Below are 21,643 nucleotides of genomic sequence, written 5' to 3'. Positions count from 1 at the left end.
CAAGCTGCGCAACAGTCGGGTAAAACCTGTCGAGCGCATCAGTCCTCCTGACAATCGGGGTGCAGGTTGGACATCCGCTCAGCTCAACAGTTCAATTTCTACACTTAGCGAGAACAGCGCCAAAAGAACAAAGCCCCCCGGGCTCGCACCCGGGAGGCTCTGGAGACGCGGCGCCGGCGCGGGGCCTGGCGCCGGATCAGGACGTCATCCGGTCCCAGCCGTGGCGCACCGCCGACTTCATCTTTTCCCAGGTCGACTGGCCGCCATTGCCGTAACGGGTATCCCAGTCGGTGCGCAGGTCGTTCTCGACCTCGCCCCACTGGCGGCCGCGGTATTTCGGATCCCGGGCCATCGACGAACCATAGGCATAGGCCGGCTTGTAGTCGTCGTAGCTGCCGGCGTCGCTGGACGTGCTGTAGGTCGCGTTCCAGTGGCTGCGGTACTCGCGGTCGTCGTCGTCATCGTTGGTGATGCGGTCCCAGCCGTGGCGTACCGCGGCCTTCATGCGGTCCCAGGCGCCGGTCGAGGTGTCGCCGTGCGTCGCGGGGCTGATGCGCGAATCCCAGCCGCGCGCGATGTCGCCCTCGATGTCGTCCCACGGGCGGTTGCGATACAGCTCGCTCTTGCGCATCTCGGAACCATAGGCATAGGCCGGCTTGACGCTGTCGTAGTCCATGCCCGAGCTGCTCAGATTGCTGTCGTAATGGCTGCGGTAATAACTGTCGTCGTCCTTGTCGAGGGTCATGCGGTCCCAGCCGCGGCGGACGGCCGCCTTCATGCTTTCCCAGGTCGAGCCGGCGCCGCTGCCGCCGCGGGTGTCCCAGTCGCTGTGCAGGTCGTTCTCGACCTCGTCCCAGCTGCGGCCGCGGTACTTGTCCTGGCGCGCCATCTCGGAGCCATAGGCATAGGCCGGCTTGATGCGCTCGTAGTCCTCGCCGCTGTAGTTGGCCAGGAAATGGTTGCGGTAGTAATCGTCATCATCGCCGAAGAAATTGCTGCCGATATCCAGGCCGCTGCCGGTTCCGGCCGTGGAAGTGCCCGACGGCGAGTAGATGCGCGACCTGCCGCGCTGCATCTCGGTGAAGCGGCTGCTGCCCGGGGTCGATCCCATCGCGGTATCACGCTGCATCGACGCGCCGCTTCCCTGCATCGCCGAACCTTCGAGCGAGGAGCCTTGCAGGGTGCCGCCCTGGCCGCCCGAACTACGGATCGACATGTCGTTCTGGGTGCCCTCCAGCGACGAGGCCTGCACCGAATTTTCCTGCAGGGTCGAACCCTGCAGCGAAGTGCCGCCGGTCGCGCTCAGGCCGCTCTGGCCCATGGGTTCCTGGTAGGTCGTGCCCATGGGCTCGGCCTGGTTGAGCGACTGCTGCTGGAAGATCTTGCGGTCGCCCGGATTGTCCAGCTGCTGGCTGGCGCCCAGGGCTGCACCGGCGCCCGCCGCCGCGCCACCGAGGCCGGCGCCGCTCGCGCTGCCTCTGCTGACACCGGACTGGGCCGACATCTGCGCCGATTGCTGCATGCCGCCGGCGCCGCTCATGCGCATCGACTCGGACAGGCCGCCGCCGGCGCCCATCGGGCGTTCGCCCGACGCCTGTTCGTCGATGTCGGTCGGTCCGTAGCGTTCGACGATGTCGGCGGCGCGTTCGACTTCGGGCAGGGATTGGGCGCGGACGGTGAGCACGTGGTGGCCGCGCGTGACCGCCCCTTCGTAGCGGCTGGCATGCTCGCTGTTGTCGGCGCCGAACAGGTCGGTAAAGAAGTGCTTGATGGATGCGCCGATGCCGATCCCGGTGCCGTCGGCCAGGGTATCGGTGCTACTCGCGCTGCTGCCGGTGACGCTGTCGGTCATCCCGGTCGGCTCGGCATTGCTCAGCTTGACCTCGTCACGCGAAAAGCCCGAGGACACGAGCTCGTTCATCGCATTCTGTGCGTCGGTCCGGTTGTCGAACACGGCTACAAGAGTATGTTGCATGGTCATTCCTCCCTTATAAAAAATGCACGGGTTCAGATTACCCCAAACCCGGCTGTGCCCGCGCGCGCCTGGCCGGACAGTAGGAAGGATGGAAAACGGCGCCCGCAGGCGCCGTCCGTCATGCCGTGAGGCGGGCTCAGTAGCGCCGGTCGGTGCCGGTGTCGCCGGTCATGCGATCCCAGCCGTGGCGCACCGCGGCCTTCATCTTCTCCCAGGTCGAGGGACCGCCGCTGTAGCGCGATTCCCAGTCGGTACGCAGGTCGGATTCGACCTCGTCCCACTGGCGTCCGGTGTAGCGCCCGCTGCTGGCCATCTGGGAGCCGTAGCTGTAGGCCGGCGCATAGTCGTCGTACGATGCGCCGGTGGCGCCGTAGGTGCTGGTGAAGTGGTTGCGGAAATAGCTGTCGTCGTCGCGCAGGTCGGAGCGCGCCGTGCCGCCGTCCAGGCGCTGCACGTCGACTTCGGTATGGCGCACGGTGTCGTTGATCTGTTCCTGGCGCTGGTCGACCTGCTTGCCGACCGTGACTTCCTCGACGATGCGGGCCGACTTCTCGACCACCGCTTCCTCGGCGGTCTCGCGCATTTCGATGGTCTGCTCCTTGAAGGCAGTGGCGTCGGCCGGGCTGATCGGCTGGTCGACGGCGCGGCGCTGCACGTCCACGTGCTCTTCGCGCAGGCTGACGCTCTCGTTGACCGGAGTCTCGACCACGCGCGAGTAGATGCGCACGCCGCCGCGCTGGACTTCGCGCTTGCCGACCTTGAGCTGCTCTTCGACCACCGGGATGGACTGGGTGGTGCCGCTGCGGCCGGCTTCCATCGCGGTGTCGCGTTGCAGCGACGCCCCCGACAGATTGCCCTGCTGCTGGGCCGAGGCCGACTGGGCCGAGGTCGAGTAGCTCTGCATGCCGCTCTGGCTACCCTGCAGCATGGCGCCGCTGGAAGCCATCTTGCCCACGTTGTCCGAATGCTCGTCGATGTCGATCGGGCCGAAGCGCTCGACGATGTCGGCGGCGCGCTCGACTTCCGGCAGCGAATCGGCGCTCACCGTGACCACGCACTTGCCGCCGGAGACGGCGCCCTCGTAGCGGCTCAGGCGCTGGGTATCGTCCTCGTCGCTGCCGAACAGGTCGCTGAAAAAATGCTTGATGCTGCTGCCGATGCCGGTGTCGGTGTCGGCCGAGGTCGCCGTGGTGCTGGTGGCGGTGGAAGTCGAGCTCCCGGACAGCGCGGCCGTGCCGGTGTCGCCGGACATGCGCACGTCCTGGCGCGAAAAGCCCGATGCGAGCAGTTCATCCATGGCGCTGCGCGCGTCGGCGTTGTTGTCGAATACGGCTACCAAAGTATGTTGCATGGTCGTTCCTCCATCATTGGTGGGTATCGGATGCGGGTGGCGCACCGGCGTCGTCGAAGCGCTCGACCTCGACCCGTTCCGCCTTGAGCGCAACGGTGTCGTGGTAGCGCTCCTCGTGCCGCACGCGGGTGATGTGCAGTTCCTCCTTGATGCGCAGGCGGCGTTCGACCACCAGCACCTCTTCGAGGACCGGCACCACCAGCGTGTCGCCTTCGTAGCGGCTTGCGGGGGCCTCGTCCAGCGCGACGATCCTGTCCACGGGAACATGCTTTACGTCCAGCTCCTCGCGCGTGAGACGCTCGTCGATGGTGACCGGCTGTTCCGTGACCGTCTTGTGGACCCGGACGCCGCGGCCGGTCTCGACGACGCGGGTGCCGACGGCCAACTGCTCCTCGATCACGGGAATGCGCAGGCCTTCCTGCTGAGTGTTCTCGGGGATATTGCTCGACATCGGGACAGCTCCTCGTTTCGCCGGTGAAGAACGATCGAGGTTACGCCTTTTCTGCCGGGGCATGCGCACCTTTGACGTGCGGAACAATAAGCGCCGCAAGCGCCTCCATGCAGGGCATGGGGCGCTTGCCGGCGCGCGCCTTGGCGGCGCCTCAGGCGAAGGGGTTGTCGACGGTCTCGACGTCGGGCGGGGGCAGGCGCGCGGGGAGTTCGCGCGCCTCGAGTGCCTCGACCACCGCGCCCAGTTGCGCGTGCAGGCGGCGCGCCAGCGCGAGCCCGGCCTGGTCGGCGGTCAGGTCGACGTCGCCGGAAATGGTGATGCGGTCGAGCCGGTTCTCAAGCATCAGGTTGCCGATCTCGAAGACGTCGGCTTCATTGGCAAAGGGCGTAAACTTGTTCTTGCGGCTCATATTGGCGTCCGATTCAATTGCGGTTCTTGCGCTGGCGAATCTTCGGAAGCGCGAGCATCCGCTCCTTCTGTTGGCGGGTCAGCGCGGGCAACAGTTCGATGCCAATGATGCGCTCCAGTTCGGCCACAGGGACTTCGTGGATCGTCGCTCCGCTTCGGTTCTCGATGAACCAGGCGGCTGCGGCCTTTTGGCGGGGACTATACACCACCTTGTAAAGGTGACTCGGCACGATCACATTGCCGACCTTTTGCAGGCTGCTGCCAAGGAAGGCAGGACCGGAAACCACGTACAACTCACCTTCCTTGCGAACCATGTCGCGCACCTCATTTTCGATCGGTGTCCAGATTCCCCTGTGCTGGTCGCGGTTCTGCGGGACCATGTTGGCGAGCGAGAAGCTTTCGCGTTGGGCACGCCGGTCTGGCATGTTACCGTTCGGCGCCATGTGACCGCGGTCGAAACCGCTGCGCGCGTAGTCGGACAGCTCAGCGCGTTGGCCGCGCGGCAGTCGCTGCTCCGCATGGAAAGCGTTTTCGCGTTCCCGCCCCTTGGCAGCGGCGAGCTGGCTGCTAGAAAGGTGTTCAGCGGACCATAGTGGCGTACGTGTCACGCCTGAATGCATGATGCTGAACTCGCTGTAGCACAGCTCGCGAGTGGCGGTGGCCAGCTTAGGATTGCGGATCTCGGGCGCGCGGCCGTTGAGGTAATGGTCGGAGCAACTGGCGGCATGGGCGCTTCCGGAGGCCAGCAGCGCGCCCAACAGGGCGGCCCGGCCGAACCGGGCGAGGATGGTACGGAACATGGTGAAGTGCTGCGAAAGCTAAAAAATCGTCAAGCCGTATTGTAGCCGAGCGGCGTTGATTGAGGTCAAATCGAGGGCATGGGATTCACGCGCCGGCACGCGCACGATTGAAAATGCGTTTCCGCCGAGAATGAGATAAACTTGCGCCTTTCTTAACAAAAGATTCCTTTTGGGAAAGTATACCCGAAGCGAATGAACCGTCCGCCAATCCCAGAGGACTTGCGCCGTTTTGTCCTGACGAGCGTACCCTCCGTGCCCTTCCTCGAGGCGCTGCTGCTGCTGCGCGCGAATCCCGGCCAGCAATGGAGCGGAGAGATGCTGGCGCGCCGCCTGTACACCAGCGAGCGTACCGCACAGGGCCTGCTTGACGAGCTGTGCCGATCCGGCATGGCCGCGCCCTGTATCGCGCCGAACGAGGACTGCTATTGCTACGCCCCCGCCTCGGATACGCTGCGCGAGCGTATCGACGGCCTGGCCGAGCTGTATGCGCGCCACCTGGTGGACGTCACCAACCTCATCCATTCCACTCTCGACCGCAAGGCGCAGCAGTTCGCCGACGCCTTCCGCCTGCGAAAGGATACCTAATGGGCGAACTCATCTACACGTTGTGCATGTTGACCTCGCTGGCCTGTACCTGGCTCCTGTTCGCCAGTTACCGGCGCACGCGTTACCGTCTCCTGTTCTGGAGCGGCCTGTGCTTTGCGGTGATGACTTTCAATAACCTGTTCCTGATCTTCGACAAGATCGTGTTCCCGAATGTCGATTTCATGCCGCTGCGGATCACCAGCGCCCTGGTGGCATGCCTGCTCCTGTTGTACGGCCTGATCTACGAGAAGGAGTGAAGCGATGATCCAGATGTTCTACGGCGCGATTTCGATGGCCTCGCTCACGATCGCCCTGTTCTTCCTGCGCTTCTGGCGCAATACCGGCGACCGCTTCTTCCTCTGGTTCGCCCTGTCCTTCTTCATCGAAGGCCTGCACCGGGTGTACTCGGCGGTGCTGAACGAAGCGGGTGAGGACTCGCCGATGCACTACCTGATCCGGGTGCTGGCCTACGGGATGATCGTGTGGGCGATCGTGGAGAAGAACCTGCCGCGCAAGGAAGGCCGCCGCTAGCGTGCGCCCGCCCCCCGGGCGCGGGGCGATAATGGGTCATGAGAAACCGTCAACAGGAGGACAGCATGGCCCCAGCCAATCAGCAAGACAAGGACCAGGCCAGCGCGCAGGCGAACCCCATCGCCGGCGGCGGCCAGGACCAGCGATCCGACAACCTGCTCCCCGGCGAGGAAGGCGCCGAGGACGGCCGTTTCGACGTGGCCGAGGAAGTCAGCCTCGACCAGCATTCCGACGAGGCGCGCCGGGTCGGCCAGATGCCCGAGAACGGCATCGCCGATGCCGTGCCGGACGCGCTCAAGACCCCGGTGCCCTCCCAGGGCGTGCCCGACAAAGAGTAAACCCTCCGGGCCGCCGCCGGCGGCCCCCCCCTCACCCGCCCATCGTCACACCCATCTTCAGGCCCTCGATCGTGTGCGCCTGCCGGATCGGTTCGAGCTGCTCGACCACCCGGCAATTCAGGTGCCGGCGCAGCGCCTCCGGCAGGCTGTCATGGTAGGCGCGCGAGACCTGCAGGTCGTGCTTGATGGCGTTGGTCGCATCCGGCGCGTCGGCGCCCACCACCAGCACCGGGCGCGACAGATTCGAGCGGTTGGCGGTGCCGCGGTGGATGGTCAGGGCCGAGCGCGCCGAGATGTCGCCCACCTTCGGCAGCTTGCGCTGGGCCAGGGCCTCGTAGCGCGGATACAGCGACTTATCGGGGAACATCGGGTCGCCCTCGTACAGGTCCCACTGGGTGCCCGGGGCGATCTCGAATGGCCCCATGTCCTCGGTGACGTCGACGGTCGTGAGGTTGAAGGCTAGCGAGCTCAGGCGCCGGCCCCGCACCGTTTCCGGCGGCGAGGCGAAGTCGCGGTGCCAGGGCTGGTGCATGGCGCCCGGGCCGGGCACGTCGAAGCCCACCTCGACGATGCGCCATTCCGGCCCCAGCACGGCGCTGCAGACCGCGCTCACCCACGGATGGCCGGCGATCGTCACGAAGGAGCGCAGGCGCTCCGGGTGCACCTCCACGTAATAGCGGTTCGGCCCGCGGTTCAGGGCTCCGCCCTCGCGCGCGAGCGCTTCTTCGAACAGCATGTCGATGTCGGCGCGCAGCTGCGCGATCAGCTCGCGGCTGAAGGCCCCGCGGCAGCCGATGATGCCGTCCCCGTAGATGCCGCGCATGATGTCGGCCACTTCATATCCTGCGGTGCTGGCTACCTGGTCCATGCTCCATTCCTCCCTTGTCCGTGCGCGCGGCCGTGTGGCCGCCATGTGGTCAAACCAGAAGAAATACTACTGGCAATTGCCGTAGCGCGGCGCAAGGCCGGCGTGGCGCAGCGCCAGACGTTGACAGAGGAGCATCTGGACCGTAGATTGTCGCCACCGCACCCGCCACCACCACAGGATCCGACCATGCGCCGTCCATCGCCCCACAGGGGCACCCCTTGACGACCGGCCACGCCAGCGTGCTGTTCATCTGCGAGCGCCCGGTGCCCGACCCGGTGCTGGGGCGCGTTGCGGACGAACTGGGCGCGACGGTCCTGCATGCCCGCTCGGTGGCGGAGGGCCTGGCGCAGGCGCGCCACCATGACTTCGCGCTGACGCTGGTCGGCTATGCGGGCGATGCCGAGGCGCTCGCCGCTACCATCCGCCAGCTCAGGTCCACCCGCCGCTCGGTGCACACGCCGGTGGTCGCGCTGGGCGTGCCGGCGGACGCAAGCTTCCCGGTCGAGGCCTTCTATGAAGGCGGCGCGGTGGCGGTGCTCACCGAACCCCTGTCGCCGGTCATCCTGCGCGCCAAGCTGCGCTTCTACCTCGACGCCTTCCAGGCCGCCGCCGAGCGGCGCCGCGCCGAGGCGGCCCTCATCGATGCCAGCGCGCGCCTCGAATCCATCATCGCCGCCGCCGAACTGGGCGTCTGGAACTGGGACATCGGGACCGACCGGGTCACGGGCGACGCCCGCATGGCCGCCTTGTTCGGCATACCCGAATTCCTGGAAGGCGGCGCGCCGGCATCGCGTTGTTTCGAATCGCTCCATCCCGAAGACCTGCGGACCGTGCAGACCGTCCTGCAAGAGGCAGTCACGCGCGGGGCGTCTTACGACGCCACGTTCCGGGTTCGCCGTCCCGAGGGCGGGTGGCGCTGGGTGATCGCGCGCGGACACGTCGAACCCGCCGATGGCAGCGGACCGCGCATGCGCGGGGTCGTCATCGACGCCTCGCGCCAGTTCGAGACCGAGCAGCAGTTGCGCCTGAGCGAGGAGCGCTACCGCACCCTGTTCGAGTCGATCGACGAAGGCGTGTGCGTGATCGAAATGTTGTACGACAATGCCGGGCAAGCCTGCGACTACCGCTTCCTGGAGACCAACCCCGCCTTCGTCAAGCATACCGGCCTGGTCAACGCCGTCGGCCGCAGCATGCGCCAGATGGCGCCGCATCACGAGCGCCATTGGTTCGATATGTATGGAAGGGTTGCCGACACCGGCGAGGCGGTACGCTTCGTCAACGAGTCGCGCGATCTGGGGCGGTGGTACGACGTGTACGCCGCCCGCATCGGTCCGCCCGAACAGCACCGGGTCGCGGTCGTGTTCAACGACATCACCGAGCGCCGCAAGGGCGAGGACGCGCTGCGCCAGATGGCGGCCGACCTGGAAGAGGCGAACCGCATCAAGACCGAGTTCCTGGCCACCCTCGCCCACGAGCTGCGCAACCCGCTGGCCCCGCTGCGCAGCGGCCTGCAGTTCATCCAGCGGGCACCCGCCGACCCGGAGGCGGTGGCGCGCATCCACGAGATCATGGAGCGCCAGCTCGGGCAACTGGTCCACCTGGTCGACGACCTGCTCGACGTGGCGCGCATCACCCGCGGCCAGGTCGCGCTCAAACGCGAGCGCATCGGGCTGGACGCCGTGCTGTCGGCGGCGGTCGAGACCAGCATGCCGCTGATCGAGGCGGCGCGCCACCACCTGGACCTGCGTCTGCCCCAGGAAGCGCTGGTGGTCGACGCCGACGCCACCCGGCTGACCCAGGTGGTGTCCAACCTGCTCAACAACGCGGCGCGCTACACGCCGCGCGGGGGCAGCATCGTGCTGGCCGCCGAGCGCGACGGTCCTGACGCCGTCATCGCCGTGTCCGACAACGGCATCGGCATCGATCCGGCGCGGCTCGACGAGGTCTTCAAGATGTTCACCCAGATCGGCGAGGGCCGGCGCCATGCGGCGGGCGGGCTGGGCATCGGCCTGTCGCTGGTGCGCAGCCTGGTCGAACTGCACGGCGGCAGCGTGCGGGCGAGCAGCGCCGGCACCAATGCGGGCAGCGTGTTTACGGTGCGCCTGCCGCTGGCGAGCGCGGCGGTTCCCGGGGCGCCGGTGCAGGCGGACAGCCCCCTGCCCTGCGCGGCGCGGCGGGTGCTGGTGGTGGACGACAACCGCGACGCGGCCGAGACGCTGTCGGCGGTGCTGGGCCAGCTCGGCCACCAGACGCTGGTCGCGAACGACGGCCACCAGGCGCTGCGCATGATGGCGGGATTCCAGCCCGAGGTCGTGTTCCTCGACCTCGGCATGCCCGGGATGTCGGGCTTCGAGGTGGCCGAGGCGATCCGGCGCGATCCGCGCTATGCCGGCGTGCGGCTGGTGGCACTGACCGGCTGGGGCGGCGAGGCCGACCGCGAGCGCAGCGCGCGTGCCGGCTTCGACGGCCATCTCACCAAGCCGGCCACCGTGGAGGCCATCGGCGAAGCGCTGGCCTGAGGGCGCGGCCGTCGTCAATTGTGCGCGCCGCGGCCCTCCCTGGCCGCACACTGCGTCCTTTGCAGTCGACGCCGGAGCCGCGGATGGAATACCTGTTGGACAACAACGACCTGGAAAACTGGATGGTCGCGCTCGGGGTCTTCCTCGGCGCGACCGCCCTGATGCTGGCGGTACGCATGTTCTTCCTGCGCCGCTTGAGCAATATGGCGAACCGCACCGTCACGCGGGTGGACGACCTGGTGGTCAAGATGCTCAACCGGAGCTACCTCGTGTTCAAGCTGGCCATTGCGGCCTACCTCGCCAGCATCTTCCTCGTGATGCCGGAAAGCTGGCGCCTGGTGGTGTCGCGGGTGGCCGTGGCCTCGCTGGTCCTGCAGCTCGGCATCTGGGGCGACACCGCCCTGCGCGGCTGGCGCAGCCAGTTGCTCGCCCCCCCCCGGCGACGGCGCGCGCAAGGCCTCGAGCACCATCCTGTTCTTCATGATGCGCCTGGTGGTCTGGGTCGTGGCCTTCCTGATGACGCTGGATAACTTCGGCTTCAACATCACCACCCTGGTGGCGAGCCTCGGCATCGGCGGCATCGCCGTGGCCCTGGCGACCCAGAACATCCTGGGCGACCTGTTCGCCTCGTTGTCGATCATGCTCGACAAGCCCTTCGAAGTGGGCGACTTCATCATCGTGGGAGACGCGCTCGGCGCGGTCGAATACATCGGCCTGAAGACCACGCGCCTGCGCGGCCTCGGCGGCGAGCAGATCGTGTTCTCGAACGGCGAGCTGCTCAGGAGCCGGATCCACAACCACAAGCGCATGGCCACGCGCCGCGTCGCCTTCATGCTGCGGGTGGCCTACGGCACCAGCGAAGCCCAGGTGACCGCGATTCCCGCGATGATCCGCGAGATCATCAAGGCGCGCAGCGACGCCAGCTTCGAACGCGCCCACTTCTTCCGCTACGGCGACTGGTCGCTCGACTACGAGGTGGTCTACCACTTCCAGAGCCCCGACTACATCCTGCACATGGACACCCAGGAGCAGATCCTGCTGCAGATCTACCGCGCCTTCCAGCGCGAAGGCATCCAGTTCGCGCACCCGCTGTCGGTGGTGCGGGTGGCCGGCGCCGACGATCCGGTCGGCGGCTGGCCGCCGGCCGCGCCCTCCCCCGGCGGCGCGCTGCGCCACTGAATACCGCTCACGCGGCGGTATGCGCCGGAGCGCTCCTACAGTGCTGGGCCGGACAGTCCTATTCCGCAGCCGAGGTCGGCGACCTAAGATGAACTCACCTCTTCCGGAAACGGATACCCCGCAGGACGCGGCGGCAGCGGCCGGAAGAGACTTCGGACAACCCTGTCATCGATAAAGGAGATCGTCATGGCATCGAACAACCAGGGCAACAACAAGCGCGGCTTCGCCTCCATGGACCAGCAACAGCAGCGTGAGATCGCCTCGCAGGGCGGACGCGCCTCGGGCGGCGGCAACCGCGGCAACGCCCAGAGCGGACGCGGCGGCAACTCGCAAAGCGGCGGCGGTGGCAACGGCGGCGGCGGGCGTGGCTTCGCCTCCATGGACCCGCAGCGCCAGCGCGAAATCGCGGCGCAGGGCGGGCGCGCGGCCCACGCTTCCGGCAATGCGCACGAATTCACCTCGGAAGAGGCGCGCGAGGCCGGCCGCATGAGCCACAAGAACGACGGCAACCAGCAGAGCGGCAATCGCGGCAATGCGCAAAGCGGCGGCAATGGCGGCGGCCGCGGCGGCAATCGCTGAGCGCGGCGCCTGAGCCTCGCACCATCGCCGAAAGCGGCGCGGCGTCTCCGGACACCGCGCCGCTTTTTTCTGCGTCTCGTCTTTCGTAGGGTGGGCGGCTCCACTCGAATCCATGCGATACGCGCACGTCAATGCCGCCCACGCGGTGATCGCCGGCGGCTCCGATCACGGACTCGGTGATCTGGCCGCAAACTATCACCGCGTGGGCGGCCCGTACGCCATCGATGCTCATGAGGACGGGTAGAGCCGCCCACCCTACCGAGCGGCGGCACGAAAAAACACGGCGGCGGCCCCGCAAGGAACCGCCGCCGCGCCGTCGCCAGCCAGCGCGCCCTTACCGGGACGCTGGCCGCTTACCCTGTCAGGCGGACTTCGCCACCGGCACCTTGGCCGCCTTCACCGGCAGCACGTCGACCTTGGCCGTTTCCGGCGCGGCCGGCAGGCGCGCGTGGCGGCCCGACACGGCGCTTTCGATCAGCTCGTGCATGCGCGAGGCCGTCAGGTCCCAGGAAGTGTTCGCCACCACTTCGCGCATGCGCTTGGCCATGGCCTGGCGCTCGGCTTCGCTCTGGGCCAGCTGGCGTTCGCAGGCCGCGATGAATTCTTCCGGCGTGGCGGCGACCGCCACCACGTCGCCATACGGCACCTTGACGTCGGTGATCGGGGTCGAGACCGCGGGCAGTTCGGCCGCCATGTATTCGAGCACCTTGGTCGGCGAGATGAACTTGGTCGAATCGTTCATCGCGAACGGCAGCAGGCACACGTCCCAGCCGGCCAGGAACTTCGGCAACTGGTCGTAGCTGCGCTGGCCCATGTAATGGACGTTCGGCTGCTTGGGCAGCGTGGCCGGGTCGATCTTGACGACCGGTCCCACCATCACGATCTGCCATTCCGGATGGGCGTCGGCCATCTTCGACACCAGTTCCACGTCGAGGCGCTCGTCGATCACGCCATAGAAGCCCAGGCGCGGGTGCGGGATGTGGGCCTGGTCGGGATGCGAGATCGCGCGGTCCTGGGCCTGGCGGAAGTGCTTGGCGTCGACGCTGCTCGAGAAGCAGTGCGCGTTCGCATGGCGGTCGCGCTTGGACTGGTACAGGCTCGGGCCGCCGGTGAAGACGACGTCGGCCATGTTCAACAAAGCGCTTTCACGTTGCAGCAGCTGTTTCGGCGCGTTCTTGAACATTGCCAGCTCGTCCATGCAGTCGTAGACGATCTTGGATGGGTTCAGGCCCTGCAGCAGCGGCAGCGCCATCGGGGTATAGAACCAGACGACCGGCTGCTCGCCTTCCGGCACGAGGTCGGCCAGCAGGGTCTGCAGGGTCGGGATCTGGTCGTCGTGGAAGCCTGGTGCATGGATCGCGGTATGCGGCTGGCACACCGTGATGTTCGGCGCGACGGCCGTCTTCTTCAGGTATGCCTGCCCTTCGCTATACACCGGTTCCTCGACAAACAGGATATCGTAGTGTTCCGCCAGACGGGTCATCAGGTGCTGGGGCCGCTGGAAAACGAAGTCCCAGCGCAGGTGGCAAAACACGATCAAGGTCGGCATATTCATTTCCTTTCGCCTTCGTGGCGCTATTTTGTTGGCAAAGCCTGGCGCTTTTCTCTCTGTGCCAGTTCCCAGTGTGTGGACAATGTCGGTTCAGTCGCACACCGGACCCGCCAATCGTAACATGCAAAATTGCCATTATTTTCATTTATGCATTGCAATATTGCCAATGAGAAAGGTTGCAACCAGATGTTACACAGACCTTCCATAGGAGAGAGCTGCCGGCTGAGCGCACTCATGTAGGGCGGCTCCTACATCCATACAAGAAAATCCACTACGAATAGTCACCCATGTTTTTACCGTGCACGGGCGCGCGCAGGCATGCCGTGCGCCCGGCGGCGCCAAGGTTTATTCGGGAAAAACGGCCATGGAAGGCGCGCCAGGGCCGTCGGCAGCGCCGCCGAGGCGGCGCGAAAGCGGTCGATCGGCTGGGTAGCCGTCAACCCGCCTGGTAGGGCTGCGCGCCTTCCGCGTGCCCGTCCTCGCTGAAGCCGGTCGCGACCGAGACGCCTTCCAGGCCGAGCGACAGCAGCGCATCGCACAGGGTGTCGATCTCGGCGCCGAGGTCGGCGGCCAGGTCGACCGGTGTCTCGACACTGCCCCAGGGCGTGCCGCCGTCGAGCGCGTACAGGTTGATGCGCAGGACGATGTGCTCGCCCGCGTCGAGCGGCGCGACGGCGGCATGGACCTGGTCGGGCGCCAGGTCCTTGGCCGCCAGCGTGCGTGCGATCTCGGACAGGATGCCGAGGGTGGTCAGTTCGCTCACGCCGTGCTCCTTGGCGCCGTAGAACAGGTCCTGGTAGAGAAAGTCGACATGCACGGCGTCGGGCTCGCGCCCCAGCAGGCGCCGCACCAGGGGTGCGGCCTGGGCGGTCCAGGCGCGGTAGCGCTCCTCGCGCGCCGCATACCAGGCGTCCGCGCCGGCTTCGTCGCGTGGCACCGCATAGAACGGGTCATCGAGGCGCTTGAGCGAAAAACCCAGCAGGAAGCGCAGCTCGAGCGCCGATTCGTCCGGCGCGAAGCGCTCGCCGGTCCAGCCGCGGATGCTCGCTTCGATGGCCGGCGCCGGCTGCAGCTTCTTTTCCAGCAGCGTACCGGCGGCCTCGCGCAGCATCTCCTGCAGGGTTGAATAGGAGATGTGGTCGATCTCGGCCAGGTCGTAGGCATGCTGGACCAGCACCAGCTTGCCGCCGGCGCTTTCCAGCCCGGCCGGGTGGAAGCTGTTGGCCAGGGTCTCGAAAGCCTCCTCGTCCTGGAAGGTGTCGGCGGCCTGCAAGCCACCCTGCGTGCGCACGAACAGCGGGATCAGGAAGGCGTCGATCTCGTATTCCACGCCATTACCCTGGCCGTCCTCGCGGCGCAGGCGCAGGTTGGCGGCCTCCTCCTCGATGCGGGCGCGCAGCAGGCGGCAGGCCTCGGGGTCGGTGTAGCGCGCCACCTCGATCGCTTCGTACAGCGCCTCGTCGCGCTTCTTGCGCAGCAGCTTGCGCACCGCCGCCAGGAGTTCCTCCTCGCGCTCGTCGGCACTGCCGAAGCCGGGCGCTTCCTCCCTCTCGGCGATCGCCAGGGCCAGGTCGGCCAGTTCCTGCGCCACGGAGGCATTGTCGGGTTCGCGCGGATTGTTGGAAGTACGGGGCAGCGGGCGCTTATTCTTCGGCATGGCATGGCTTGGTGATGTTGGAAGCGCCATGTTAGCGCATCGGCACCGCTGCGCGGGTCCTTGACGCATGCCGGAGCAGCCAATACTCGCTCGGCAGTACCCCGGAGTGTTATGCTTCAGCCAAAACACGCCTGGAGTCCAATAATAATGCTCGACCGATTCTTCAAACTCACCCAAAGCGGCACCACCGTCCGCACCGAACTGCTTGCCGGCCTCACGACTTTCCTGACGATGGTGTACATCATCTTCGTCAATCCTTCGATCCTGGGCGACGCCGGCATGCCGAAGGAATCGGTGTTCGTGGCCACCTGCCTGGTGGCGGCGCTCGGCACCGCCGTGATGGGCCTGTACGCGAACTACCCGATCGCGATGGCCCCCGGCATGGGCCTGAACGCCTATTTCGCCTATGCGGTGGTGCTGGGCATGGGCATTCCGTGGCCGGCGGCGCTGGGCGCGGTGTTCATGTCCGGCTGCCTGTTCATCCTGGTTTCCCTGCTGGGCCTGCGCGGCATGATCGTCAACGGCATCCCCAAGTCGATGCGCGTCGCGATCACGGTCGGCCTGGGCATGTTCCTGGCGCTGATCGCGCTGAAGAACGCCGGCATCGTGGTGGCCAGCCCGGCCACCCTGGTCAAGGCCGGCGACCTGCACAAGCCGGAGGCCATCATGGCCATCGTCGGCTTCTTCGCCATCGTCGCGCTCGACCGCCTGCGCGTGAAGGGCGCGATCCTGATCGGCATCGTGCTGGTGACGGTACTGTCCTTCTTCTTCGGCGGGAACACCTACAACGGGATCTTCTCGGCCCCGCCCTCGATCGAACCGACCCTGTTCAAGCTCGACATCATGGGCGCCCTGTCGGTCGGCATCATGAACGTGGTGCTGGTGTTCTTCCTGGTCGAACTGTTCGACGCCACCGGCACCCTGATGGGCGTGGCGCGCCGCGCCGGCCTGCTGGTCGAGGGCAAGATGGACCGCCTCAACAAGGCACTGCTGGCCGACAGCGGCGCGATCGTGGCCGGCAGCGTGCTGGGCACCTCGAGCACCACCGCCTACCTCGAAAGCGCCTCGGGCGTGCAGGCGGGCGGCCGCACCGGCCTCACCGCCCTCACGGTGGCGGTGCTGTTCCTGGCCTGCCTGTTCATCGCGCCGCTGGCCGGCGTGGTCCCGGCCTACGCCACCGCGCCCGCCCTGCTGTTCGTCGCCTGCCTGATGCTGTCCGACCTGGGCGAGGTCGAATGGGGCGACTCCACCGAGAGCATCCCGGCCGCCGTCACCGCGCTGGTCATGCCCTTCACCTTCTCGATCGCGGAAGGCATCGCCTTCGGCTTCATCAGCTACGCGGTGCTCAAGCTGCTGACCGGCCGGGCGCGCGAGGTCGCGCCGGTGGTGTGGGTCATTGCCGCCCTGTTCACATTCAAGATCGTGGTGGTCGGCACCTGATTCCAGACTGGCAGGCCGCGCAAGTAAACCGCGGCAAACGTGTCCCAAAGCATCGTTTTTCGCGTGCTTTGGGATACAATATCGCGCATCTTGCTGGCAATACGGTGCTTATGAAACACTTCAAATTCCCTGTAACGCTTCTTGCACTCGGCCTGTGCACCATCCACGGCCCCGCCCGCGCCGACTTCGACCTGCCGAGCGTCGGCAACGTCCACGCGCCGATCTCGGTGGCCAAGCCCGAGATTCCCGAAGGCGGCTGGTTCACCTCGGCCGAACTGGGCGCGATCACCACCTCGGGCAACACCACCGGCACCTCGGTCACGGGCAAGATCGACGCCCGCCACGAGACGGCCAACTGGAGCCATGAATTCGTCGTCAGCGGCTTCTTCAAGGAAGACGAGTACGAGAACGACGACGGCGACATCGAGCGCAGCAAGTCGGCCGAACGCTTCGCCGCCTCGGCCAAGGCCTCGCTCAAGCTGCTGGGCGAGCACAAGCGCGCCTTCGTGATCGGCTCGCACGTCACCGACCGCTTCGGCGCCTACAGCCGCTATTCCTCGATCGCGGTCGGTCACGGCTCGCGCTGGCTGAACACGCCGGACACCTCGCTCGACGTCGAGATCGGCCCGGGCTATTTTGCCGGAGAGCGCGCCACCGGCGAGGACGAAAGCGGCCTGACCGTGCGCGGCGCGGCCCAGCTGCGCTGGCGCGTCAGCCCGTCCGCCTTCTTCGCCCAGACGGTCAGCGTCGAGAAAGGCACCTCGAACACCCGTTCGGTGGCCGAGACCTCGCTCAGCACCAAGATCAATTCGACCATGCAGATGAAGGCCGGCTTCAGCGCGCGCAACGACAGCAGCGTGCCGGATGGTAAAAAGAACACCGATACCCAGACCTCGCTGACGATGGTCTATTCGTTCTGAGGCAAGGCGCCCGGACGATATGGAAAGGGCCCCGATCCGGGGCCCTTTTGCTTTGTCAGCGCGAGACCGCTTGCGCGGGCGCCCTGGCGCCTCCGACCGCCAGCAGGGCGAACAGGCTGAGCAGCGCCGCCGCCGTCAGGTAGTAGCCGACCCAGGCCAGCCCGTAGTTGGTGGCCAGCCAGGTGGCGATGTAGGGGGCCAGCGAGGCCCCCAGGATGCCGGCGAAGTTGAAGGTCAGCGAGGCGCCCGTATAGCGCACCTCGGCGGGGAACATCTCCGCCAGCAGGGTGCCGAGCGGCCCGTAGGTGAAGCCGACCAGGCAGAAGCCCAGCACCATGAAGCCGCCGACCGCGGCCGGCGTGCCGGCCCCGAACAGCGGTCCGAACAGCAGCCCGAACACGGCGATCGCCGCGCTCACCAGGATCATCGCCATGCGCCTGCCGTGGCGGTCGGCCAGCAGCGCAGAAGGCGGGATGGTCAGGCCGAAGAAGACCACCGCGACCAGTTGCATGGTGAGGAACTCCTGGCGCGAGAAGCCCAGCTTGGCCGTACCCCAGCTCAGCGCGAACACCGTCATCAGGTAGAACACGACGAAGGTCGCCAGCGCCACGATCGTGCCCAGCACCAGCGCGCGGGTGTGGTCCCTGAACACCGCCAGCGCCGGCACCTTGACCCGCTCGTTACGGTCCAGCACCTTCTGGAAATCCGGGGTCTCGGTGATTTTCAGGCGCACGTACAGCCCGACCAGCACCAGGAGCGCGCTGGCCAGGAAGGGTATGCGCCAGCCCCAGCTGAAGAAGTCCTCGTCGGACAACACGCTGCCCAGCAGCAGGAAGGTGCCGCCCGACAGGAAGAAGCCGATCGGCGCGCCCAGTTGCGGGAACATGCCGTACCAGGCGCGTTTTCCCGGCGGCGCGTTCTCGGTGGCGAGCAGCACCGCCCCGCCCCACTCCCCGCCCAGGCCGAGGCCCTGGCCGAAGCGGCACAGGGCCAGCAATAGCGGCGCCAACGTGCCGATCGAGGCATAGGTGGGCAGCAGCCCGATCAGCACCGTGGAAATGCCCATGGTGAGCAGCGCCGCCACCAGGGTGGCCTTGCGCCCGATGCGGTCGCCGAAGTGCCCGAACACGGCCGAACCCACCGGCCGCGCGAAAAAGGCGATGGCGAAGGTGGCCAGCGACTGCAGGGTCGCGGCGGCCGGGTCGCCGGCCGGGAAGAACAGGCGCGGGAACACCAGCACCGCCGCGGTGGCGTAGATGTAGAAGTCGTAGAACTCGATGGTGGTGCCGATCAGGCTCGCGAACAGGACGGTGCGCGGCTTGTTGGCCGGGACGGCGGCTGCCTCGCTCATGCGGCACCGGCCTGGGCCAGTGCGACGCGTACTTCGTCGGCGGACACCGGGCGCACCACGCGCGCCACCTCTTGCCCATCCTTGAGCACGACCACGGTCGGCCACAGCTTGATGCGGAACGAGCGCCCCAGCGGGCGGCCCGGCCCGTCCTCGACCTTCAGGTGGCGTACAGGCCCGCCCGCACCCTGGGCCCCGGCCAGGGCCTCGTCGATCAGCGGCTCGGCGGCGCGGCAGTAACCGCACCAGTTGGCGCCGAAATCGAGCATCACGGTGCCCGGCATGGCGTCGACGGCGCTGCGTTCGGGCTGGGCGGTTTCATAAGGTGCGGACATGCGGGGTCTCCTTCTTCTGGTGCCGTTGGTATCGATATTGCAAGCGTACCTCAAAATGTTGCCACTGACACGGCCCCGCGGGTCGATCGCGGGTCGGGAATGGCGCGCAAGGTGAGTCAGCGTACGGAACGCATTGCCTGTGGCTGGCACTCTGGAGCTAAGCAAAGTCAACAAGGAGGCCATCATGTCCGATAATCTGCAAGACCGCGGCGCCCAGGATCGCGCCCGCATCAACGTCAACGAGGAATGGGAAGTGCGCCACTGGACCGAGGCGCTGGGCGTGAGCAAGGAAGAGCTCGAACGCGCCGTGAAGCAGGTGGGGCCGAGCGCCGAAGCCGTGCGCGAGCACCTCAAGCGCCACTGATCCGCCGGAGCGGCGCACGCTTTGGCCGGCGCCGCTCCGCCGTCCCGTCCTTGCGGGCCGCGTGCCCGCGTCCCTGCAGCAAGCGTCCTGCGGCGTCCCCGCATGCCATTCCCGTCCATCCGGCACGCGCGGCCGGCGCCGGCTCGCCCGATTAGGAGCCCGGTTTGAACAATCCGTCCCAATTATTTGCATCCCTGGACATATCTCTGGCGAACGCCCTGTTCGCCCTCGCCGCCGCCGTCGCCAGCTACGTCCTGATGCACGGCGCCCTGGTCCTGTTCCGCCGCCGCCTCGGCCAACTGAGCGAGGAACGCCAGCACCGCACCATTGCCCAGATCCTGGGCAAGACCCTGGCCCACACCGGCGTATTCGCCATCCTGGCCACCTCGATCCTGATCGGCCTGTCGGTGCTGGACCTGCCCGAACCCTGGAACACGCGCCTGGGCCACCTGTGGTTCTTTACGCTTGGCATCCAGATCGCCGCCTTCCTGCACCGCGCCGTCAAGATCGGCGCGCGCCGCTATATCCTCAGCCACGGACGCGGCGCCGTCGACGACCAGGTCACGGTCGCCCATACGGTCGTGATCTGGCTGCTGCAGACCACGGTCTGGGTGGTGTTCCTGCTGGCGATGCTGTCCAACCTGGGGATCAACGTCACCACCTTCGTGGCCAGCCTCGGCATCGGCGGGGTGGCGATCGCGCTGGCGGTGCAGAACATCCTGGGCGACCTGTTCGCCTCGATGTCGATCGCGGTGGACAAGCCCTTCGAGGTCGGCGACTTCATCACGGTCAACAACTTCAGCGGCACGGTCGAGCACGTTGGCCTGAAGACCACCCGCGTGCGCGCCCTCGGCGGCGAACAGATCATCGTTGCGAACGCCGAACTGCTGCGCAACACGGTTTACAACTACCGCCGCATGAGCACGCGCCGCATCGTGTTCGCCCTGCGCGCCAGTCCAGCCACCCCGCGCGAGCTGGCTGCGCAGGTGCCGGACATGCTGCGCGAGATCATCGGCAAGCACGAGAAGGCGCGCTTCGACCGCGCCCACCTGAAGACCCTGGACCAGAACTGGATCGAGTACGAGATTGTCTACACCATGCTCGACGCCGACTACGGCCTGTACATGGACACCCAGCACGCCATCAACCTCGACACCATGCAGATGTTCGACGAGCTCGGCATCTCGACCGCGCCGCGGCCGCGGCACGTGTTGGTGCAGGAGGCGCCCGAGGCGCGCGACCTGCGCGCCGAGGAGACTCCGGCCGCCAACGAAGACACGCCGGACGCGTCCCCCGCGCGCCCGCGCTACCTCAAACACTGAATCGAAGGGATACGCGATGAACCAGCCGAAGCAGCAGCAGGAACCGCCGGGCACCGAAGCGCAGCTCACGCCCAAGGCCGACCATGGCGAGTCGAGCTACCAGGGTTCCGGCAAACTCAAGGACAAAGCCAGCCTCATCACCGGCGCCGACAGCGGCATCGGCCGCGCGGTCGCCCTCGCCTTCGCACGCGAGGGTGCGGATGTCCTGATCTCCTACCTGAACGAACACGAGGATGCGCGCGAAACCGCGCGCCTGGTGGAAGAAGCCGGGCGCAAGGCGGTGCTGGTGCCGGGCGACCTGGCCGACCCGGCCCATTGCCGCGCGATCGTCGACAAGGCGGTGCAGGAATTCGGGCGCATCGACGTGCTGGTCAACAACGCGGCCTTCCAGATGAGCCACGATTCGCTGGAAGAGATTCCGGACGACGAATGGGACTACACCTTCAAGGTCAATATCGGCGCGATGTTCCACATCTGCAAGGCGGCGGTAAAGCACATGGGTCCCGGCTCGTCGATCATCAACACCACCTCGATCAACTCGGACAATCCGAAGCCGACCCTGCTGGCCTATGCCGCCACCAAGGGCGCCATCGCCAACTTCAGCGCCGGCCTGGCCCAGTTGCTGGCGGAAAAAGGGATCCGGGTGAACTCGGTCGCTCCCGGCCCGATCTGGACGCCGCTCATTCCCGCCACCATGCCGCCCGACCAGGTCGAGAGCTTCGGCCAGCAGGTGCCGATGAAGCGCCCCGGCCAGCCGGCCGAAGTCGCCCCGGTCTACGTGCTGCTGGCTTCAAGCCAGGCCAGCTACATCTCGGGGGCGCGCATCGCGGTGACGGGCGGCACCCCGATCCTGTAGCGCCGCTGTCAGTCGGCGCCGCCGCTGCGGCCACGGGCCGAGGCGCTGGCGTCCAGCGACAGGGAGGCCGAGCCGCTGCCCCGCGCCGGCGACGATTTGTCGACCTTGCCGGAACCGGAACCGGAAGCGGAAGCCGACCCACTGCCGCTGCCCGCCGCGGCCCCGTTCAGCGAGGCCGCGCCGCCGCGCGCCAGTTCCGTGCCCGCGCGCAGGCCGGTGTGCGCCTGGTCGGCGGCCTCCGCCGCGCCGCGCTGGCCGGCGGCCT

General features: G+C 67.1%; 23 protein-coding genes and 1 pseudogene. 13 read left to right on the top strand and 11 right to left on the bottom strand.

The features are described from left to right. Positions 1-196: 196 nt before the first annotated feature. From ACK4S9_RS21765 to ACK4S9_RS21745, 5 genes are all read right to left on the bottom strand, one after another. Positions 197-1,975, bottom strand: a complete 1,779-nt coding sequence (locus tag ACK4S9_RS21765) for a hypothetical protein (protein ID WP_409729803.1) — start codon at positions 1,973-1,975, stop codon at positions 197-199. A gap of 136 nt (positions 1,976-2,111) precedes the next feature. Further along, entirely contained in the window at positions 2,112-3,326 is a 1,215-nt protein-coding gene (locus ACK4S9_RS21760) for a YsnF/AvaK domain-containing protein (protein WP_409729801.1), read from the bottom strand. Between the two features lie 13 nt (positions 3,327-3,339). Continuing rightward, complete coding sequence (locus tag ACK4S9_RS21755) at positions 3,340-3,777, bottom strand: DUF2382 domain-containing protein (RefSeq protein ID WP_409729799.1); 438 nt, start codon at positions 3,775-3,777, stop codon at positions 3,340-3,342. Positions 3,778-3,928: 151 nt separating this feature from the next. Further along, the gene (locus tag ACK4S9_RS21750; protein ID WP_409729797.1) at positions 3,929-4,186 is read right to left on the bottom strand and encodes a hypothetical protein; all 258 of its coding nucleotides are present in this window, start codon (positions 4,184-4,186) and stop codon (positions 3,929-3,931) included. 13 nt (positions 4,187-4,199) lie between these two features. Then, positions 4,200-4,985 (bottom strand): DNA/RNA non-specific endonuclease, encoded by a 786-nt coding sequence (locus ACK4S9_RS21745; RefSeq protein ID WP_409729795.1) that lies wholly within the window; start codon positions 4,983-4,985, stop codon positions 4,200-4,202. Between the two features lie 219 nt (positions 4,986-5,204). Between ACK4S9_RS21745 and ACK4S9_RS21740 the strand changes: the two genes are divergently transcribed. From ACK4S9_RS21740 to ACK4S9_RS21725, 4 genes are all read left to right on the top strand, one after another. After that, complete coding sequence (locus ACK4S9_RS21740; RefSeq protein WP_409729793.1) at positions 5,205-5,570, top strand: hypothetical protein; 366 nt, start codon at positions 5,205-5,207, stop codon at positions 5,568-5,570. After that, a complete protein-coding gene (locus ACK4S9_RS21735) occupies positions 5,570-5,827 on the top strand; it encodes a DUF5985 family protein (RefSeq protein ID WP_409729791.1) in 258 nt (85 codons plus the stop codon). The genes ACK4S9_RS21740 and ACK4S9_RS21735 overlap by 1 nt, the downstream gene beginning before the upstream one ends. 4 nt (positions 5,828-5,831) lie before the next feature. After that, positions 5,832-6,101, top strand: coding sequence for a DUF5985 family protein (locus tag ACK4S9_RS21730; RefSeq protein WP_409729789.1), 270 nt, complete (start codon positions 5,832-5,834; stop codon positions 6,099-6,101). A 65-nt stretch (positions 6,102-6,166) separates the two neighbouring features. Continuing rightward, positions 6,167-6,439: a hypothetical protein gene (locus ACK4S9_RS21725; protein WP_409729787.1), complete on the top strand. Its 273-nt coding sequence runs from the start codon at positions 6,167-6,169 to the stop codon at positions 6,437-6,439. A gap of 31 nt (positions 6,440-6,470) precedes the next feature. Here the strand turns inward: ACK4S9_RS21725 and ACK4S9_RS21720 are convergent, their stop codons facing one another. Next, positions 6,471-7,307 (bottom strand): phytanoyl-CoA dioxygenase family protein, encoded by an 837-nt coding sequence (locus tag ACK4S9_RS21720; RefSeq protein ID WP_409729785.1) that lies wholly within the window; start codon positions 7,305-7,307, stop codon positions 6,471-6,473. Between the two features lie 218 nt (positions 7,308-7,525). On the opposite strand from ACK4S9_RS21720, the gene ACK4S9_RS21715 reads away from it, so the two are divergent. From ACK4S9_RS21715 to ACK4S9_RS21700, 4 genes are all read left to right on the top strand, one after another. Continuing rightward, the gene (locus ACK4S9_RS21715) at positions 7,526-9,826 is read left to right on the top strand and encodes an ATP-binding protein (RefSeq protein ID WP_409729783.1); all 2,301 of its coding nucleotides are present in this window, start codon (positions 7,526-7,528) and stop codon (positions 9,824-9,826) included. A gap of 83 nt (positions 9,827-9,909) precedes the next feature. Further along, positions 9,910-10,356: a hypothetical protein gene (locus tag ACK4S9_RS21710; protein ID WP_409729781.1), complete on the top strand. Its 447-nt coding sequence runs from the start codon at positions 9,910-9,912 to the stop codon at positions 10,354-10,356. Continuing rightward, positions 10,307-11,005 (top strand): mechanosensitive ion channel family protein, encoded by a 699-nt coding sequence (locus ACK4S9_RS21705; RefSeq protein ID WP_409729780.1) that lies wholly within the window; start codon positions 10,307-10,309, stop codon positions 11,003-11,005. The genes ACK4S9_RS21710 and ACK4S9_RS21705 overlap by 50 nt, the downstream gene beginning before the upstream one ends. Positions 11,006-11,191: 186 nt before the next feature. After that, on the top strand, positions 11,192-11,584 hold the full coding sequence (locus tag ACK4S9_RS21700) for a KGG domain-containing protein (RefSeq protein ID WP_409729778.1): 393 nt from the start codon (positions 11,192-11,194) through the stop codon (positions 11,582-11,584). Positions 11,585-11,945: 361 nt separating this feature from the next. Here the strand turns inward: ACK4S9_RS21700 and ACK4S9_RS21695 are convergent, their stop codons facing one another. After that, positions 11,946-13,133, bottom strand: coding sequence for a glycosyltransferase (locus ACK4S9_RS21695; protein ID WP_409729776.1), 1,188 nt, complete (start codon positions 13,131-13,133; stop codon positions 11,946-11,948). Positions 13,134-13,572: 439 nt separating this feature from the next. Further along, complete coding sequence (locus tag ACK4S9_RS21690) at positions 13,573-14,793, bottom strand: hypothetical protein (RefSeq protein WP_409729774.1); 1,221 nt, start codon at positions 14,791-14,793, stop codon at positions 13,573-13,575. A gap of 147 nt (positions 14,794-14,940) precedes the next feature. On the opposite strand from ACK4S9_RS21690, the gene ACK4S9_RS21685 reads away from it, so the two are divergent. Next, positions 14,941-16,233 carry an NCS2 family permease gene (locus ACK4S9_RS21685; RefSeq protein WP_409729772.1) on the top strand — a complete coding sequence of 431 codons (1,293 nt, stop codon included), beginning with the start codon at positions 14,941-14,943 and terminating at the stop codon, positions 16,231-16,233. Between the two features lie 110 nt (positions 16,234-16,343). Then, positions 16,344-17,153: a YdiY family protein gene (locus tag ACK4S9_RS21680; RefSeq protein ID WP_409729770.1), complete on the top strand. Its 810-nt coding sequence runs from the start codon at positions 16,344-16,346 to the stop codon at positions 17,151-17,153. Between the two features lie 55 nt (positions 17,154-17,208). Here the strand turns inward: ACK4S9_RS21680 and ACK4S9_RS21675 are convergent, their stop codons facing one another. Both ACK4S9_RS21675 and ACK4S9_RS21670 read right to left on the bottom strand, forming a co-directional pair. After that, positions 17,209-18,504, bottom strand: a complete 1,296-nt coding sequence (locus ACK4S9_RS21675; RefSeq protein WP_409729768.1) for an MFS transporter — start codon at positions 18,502-18,504, stop codon at positions 17,209-17,211. After that, positions 18,501-18,836, bottom strand: a complete 336-nt coding sequence (locus ACK4S9_RS21670) for a thioredoxin family protein (RefSeq protein WP_409729766.1) — start codon at positions 18,834-18,836, stop codon at positions 18,501-18,503. The genes ACK4S9_RS21675 and ACK4S9_RS21670 overlap by 4 nt, the downstream gene beginning before the upstream one ends. A gap of 184 nt (positions 18,837-19,020) precedes the next feature. On the opposite strand from ACK4S9_RS21670, the gene ACK4S9_RS21665 reads away from it, so the two are divergent. From ACK4S9_RS21665 to ACK4S9_RS21655, 3 genes are all read left to right on the top strand, one after another. Beyond that, entirely contained in the window at positions 19,021-19,200 is a 180-nt protein-coding gene (locus tag ACK4S9_RS21665) for a DUF3606 domain-containing protein (protein WP_409729764.1), read from the top strand. A 164-nt stretch (positions 19,201-19,364) separates the two neighbouring features. Then, the gene (locus tag ACK4S9_RS21660) at positions 19,365-20,522 is read left to right on the top strand and encodes a mechanosensitive ion channel family protein (protein ID WP_409729762.1); all 1,158 of its coding nucleotides are present in this window, start codon (positions 19,365-19,367) and stop codon (positions 20,520-20,522) included. Between the two features lie 16 nt (positions 20,523-20,538). Then, positions 20,539-21,378: a glucose 1-dehydrogenase gene (locus ACK4S9_RS21655; protein ID WP_409729760.1), complete on the top strand. Its 840-nt coding sequence runs from the start codon at positions 20,539-20,541 to the stop codon at positions 21,376-21,378. An 8-nt stretch (positions 21,379-21,386) separates the two neighbouring features. Here ACK4S9_RS21655 and ACK4S9_RS21650 read toward each other — a convergent pair. Next, a pseudogene (locus ACK4S9_RS21650) lies at positions 21,387-21,643 on the bottom strand (hypothetical protein); the annotation flags it as partial.

Origin of the sequence: Massilia sp. (genome assembly GCF_046293535.1) — a bacterium.
Taxonomy (GTDB): Bacteria; Pseudomonadota; Gammaproteobacteria; order Burkholderiales; family Burkholderiaceae_D; genus Telluria.
The sequence above is the reverse complement of the archived record's forward strand: the minus strand, read 5'-3'. Positions and strand labels throughout refer to the sequence as shown.

Coding starts and splice junctions, on each gene's coding strand:
- ACK4S9_RS21710 (WP_409729781.1), top strand. CDS start 9,910: ATGGAATACCTGTTGGACAACAACGACCTGGAAAACTGGATGGTCGCG.
- ACK4S9_RS21670 (WP_409729766.1), bottom strand. CDS start 18,836: ATGTCCGCACCTTATGAAACCGCCCAGCCCGAACGCAGCGCCGTCGAC.
- ACK4S9_RS21680 (WP_409729770.1), top strand. CDS start 16,344: ATGAAACACTTCAAATTCCCTGTAACGCTTCTTGCACTCGGCCTGTGC.
- ACK4S9_RS21700 (WP_409729778.1), top strand. CDS start 11,192: ATGGCATCGAACAACCAGGGCAACAACAAGCGCGGCTTCGCCTCCATG.
- ACK4S9_RS21665 (WP_409729764.1), top strand. CDS start 19,021: ATGTCCGATAATCTGCAAGACCGCGGCGCCCAGGATCGCGCCCGCATC.
- ACK4S9_RS21725 (WP_409729787.1), top strand. CDS start 6,167: ATGGCCCCAGCCAATCAGCAAGACAAGGACCAGGCCAGCGCGCAGGCG.
- ACK4S9_RS21765 (WP_409729803.1), bottom strand. CDS start 1,975: ATGCAACATACTCTTGTAGCCGTGTTCGACAACCGGACCGACGCACAG.
- ACK4S9_RS21690 (WP_409729774.1), bottom strand. CDS start 14,793: ATGCCGAAGAATAAGCGCCCGCTGCCCCGTACTTCCAACAATCCGCGC.
- ACK4S9_RS21720 (WP_409729785.1), bottom strand. CDS start 7,307: ATGGACCAGGTAGCCAGCACCGCAGGATATGAAGTGGCCGACATCATG.
- ACK4S9_RS21760 (WP_409729801.1), bottom strand. CDS start 3,326: ATGCAACATACTTTGGTAGCCGTATTCGACAACAACGCCGACGCGCGC.
- ACK4S9_RS21685 (WP_409729772.1), top strand. CDS start 14,941: ATGCTCGACCGATTCTTCAAACTCACCCAAAGCGGCACCACCGTCCGC.
- ACK4S9_RS21675 (WP_409729768.1), bottom strand. CDS start 18,504: ATGAGCGAGGCAGCCGCCGTCCCGGCCAACAAGCCGCGCACCGTCCTG.
- ACK4S9_RS21705 (WP_409729780.1), top strand. CDS start 10,307: ATGATGCGCCTGGTGGTCTGGGTCGTGGCCTTCCTGATGACGCTGGAT.
- ACK4S9_RS21695 (WP_409729776.1), bottom strand. CDS start 13,133: ATGCCGACCTTGATCGTGTTTTGCCACCTGCGCTGGGACTTCGTTTTC.
- ACK4S9_RS21655 (WP_409729760.1), top strand. CDS start 20,539: ATGAACCAGCCGAAGCAGCAGCAGGAACCGCCGGGCACCGAAGCGCAG.
- ACK4S9_RS21755 (WP_409729799.1), bottom strand. CDS start 3,777: ATGTCGAGCAATATCCCCGAGAACACTCAGCAGGAAGGCCTGCGCATT.
- ACK4S9_RS21745 (WP_409729795.1), bottom strand. CDS start 4,985: ATGTTCCGTACCATCCTCGCCCGGTTCGGCCGGGCCGCCCTGTTGGGC.
- ACK4S9_RS21750 (WP_409729797.1), bottom strand. CDS start 4,186: ATGAGCCGCAAGAACAAGTTTACGCCCTTTGCCAATGAAGCCGACGTC.
- ACK4S9_RS21735 (WP_409729791.1), top strand. CDS start 5,570: ATGGGCGAACTCATCTACACGTTGTGCATGTTGACCTCGCTGGCCTGT.
- ACK4S9_RS21730 (WP_409729789.1), top strand. CDS start 5,832: ATGATCCAGATGTTCTACGGCGCGATTTCGATGGCCTCGCTCACGATC.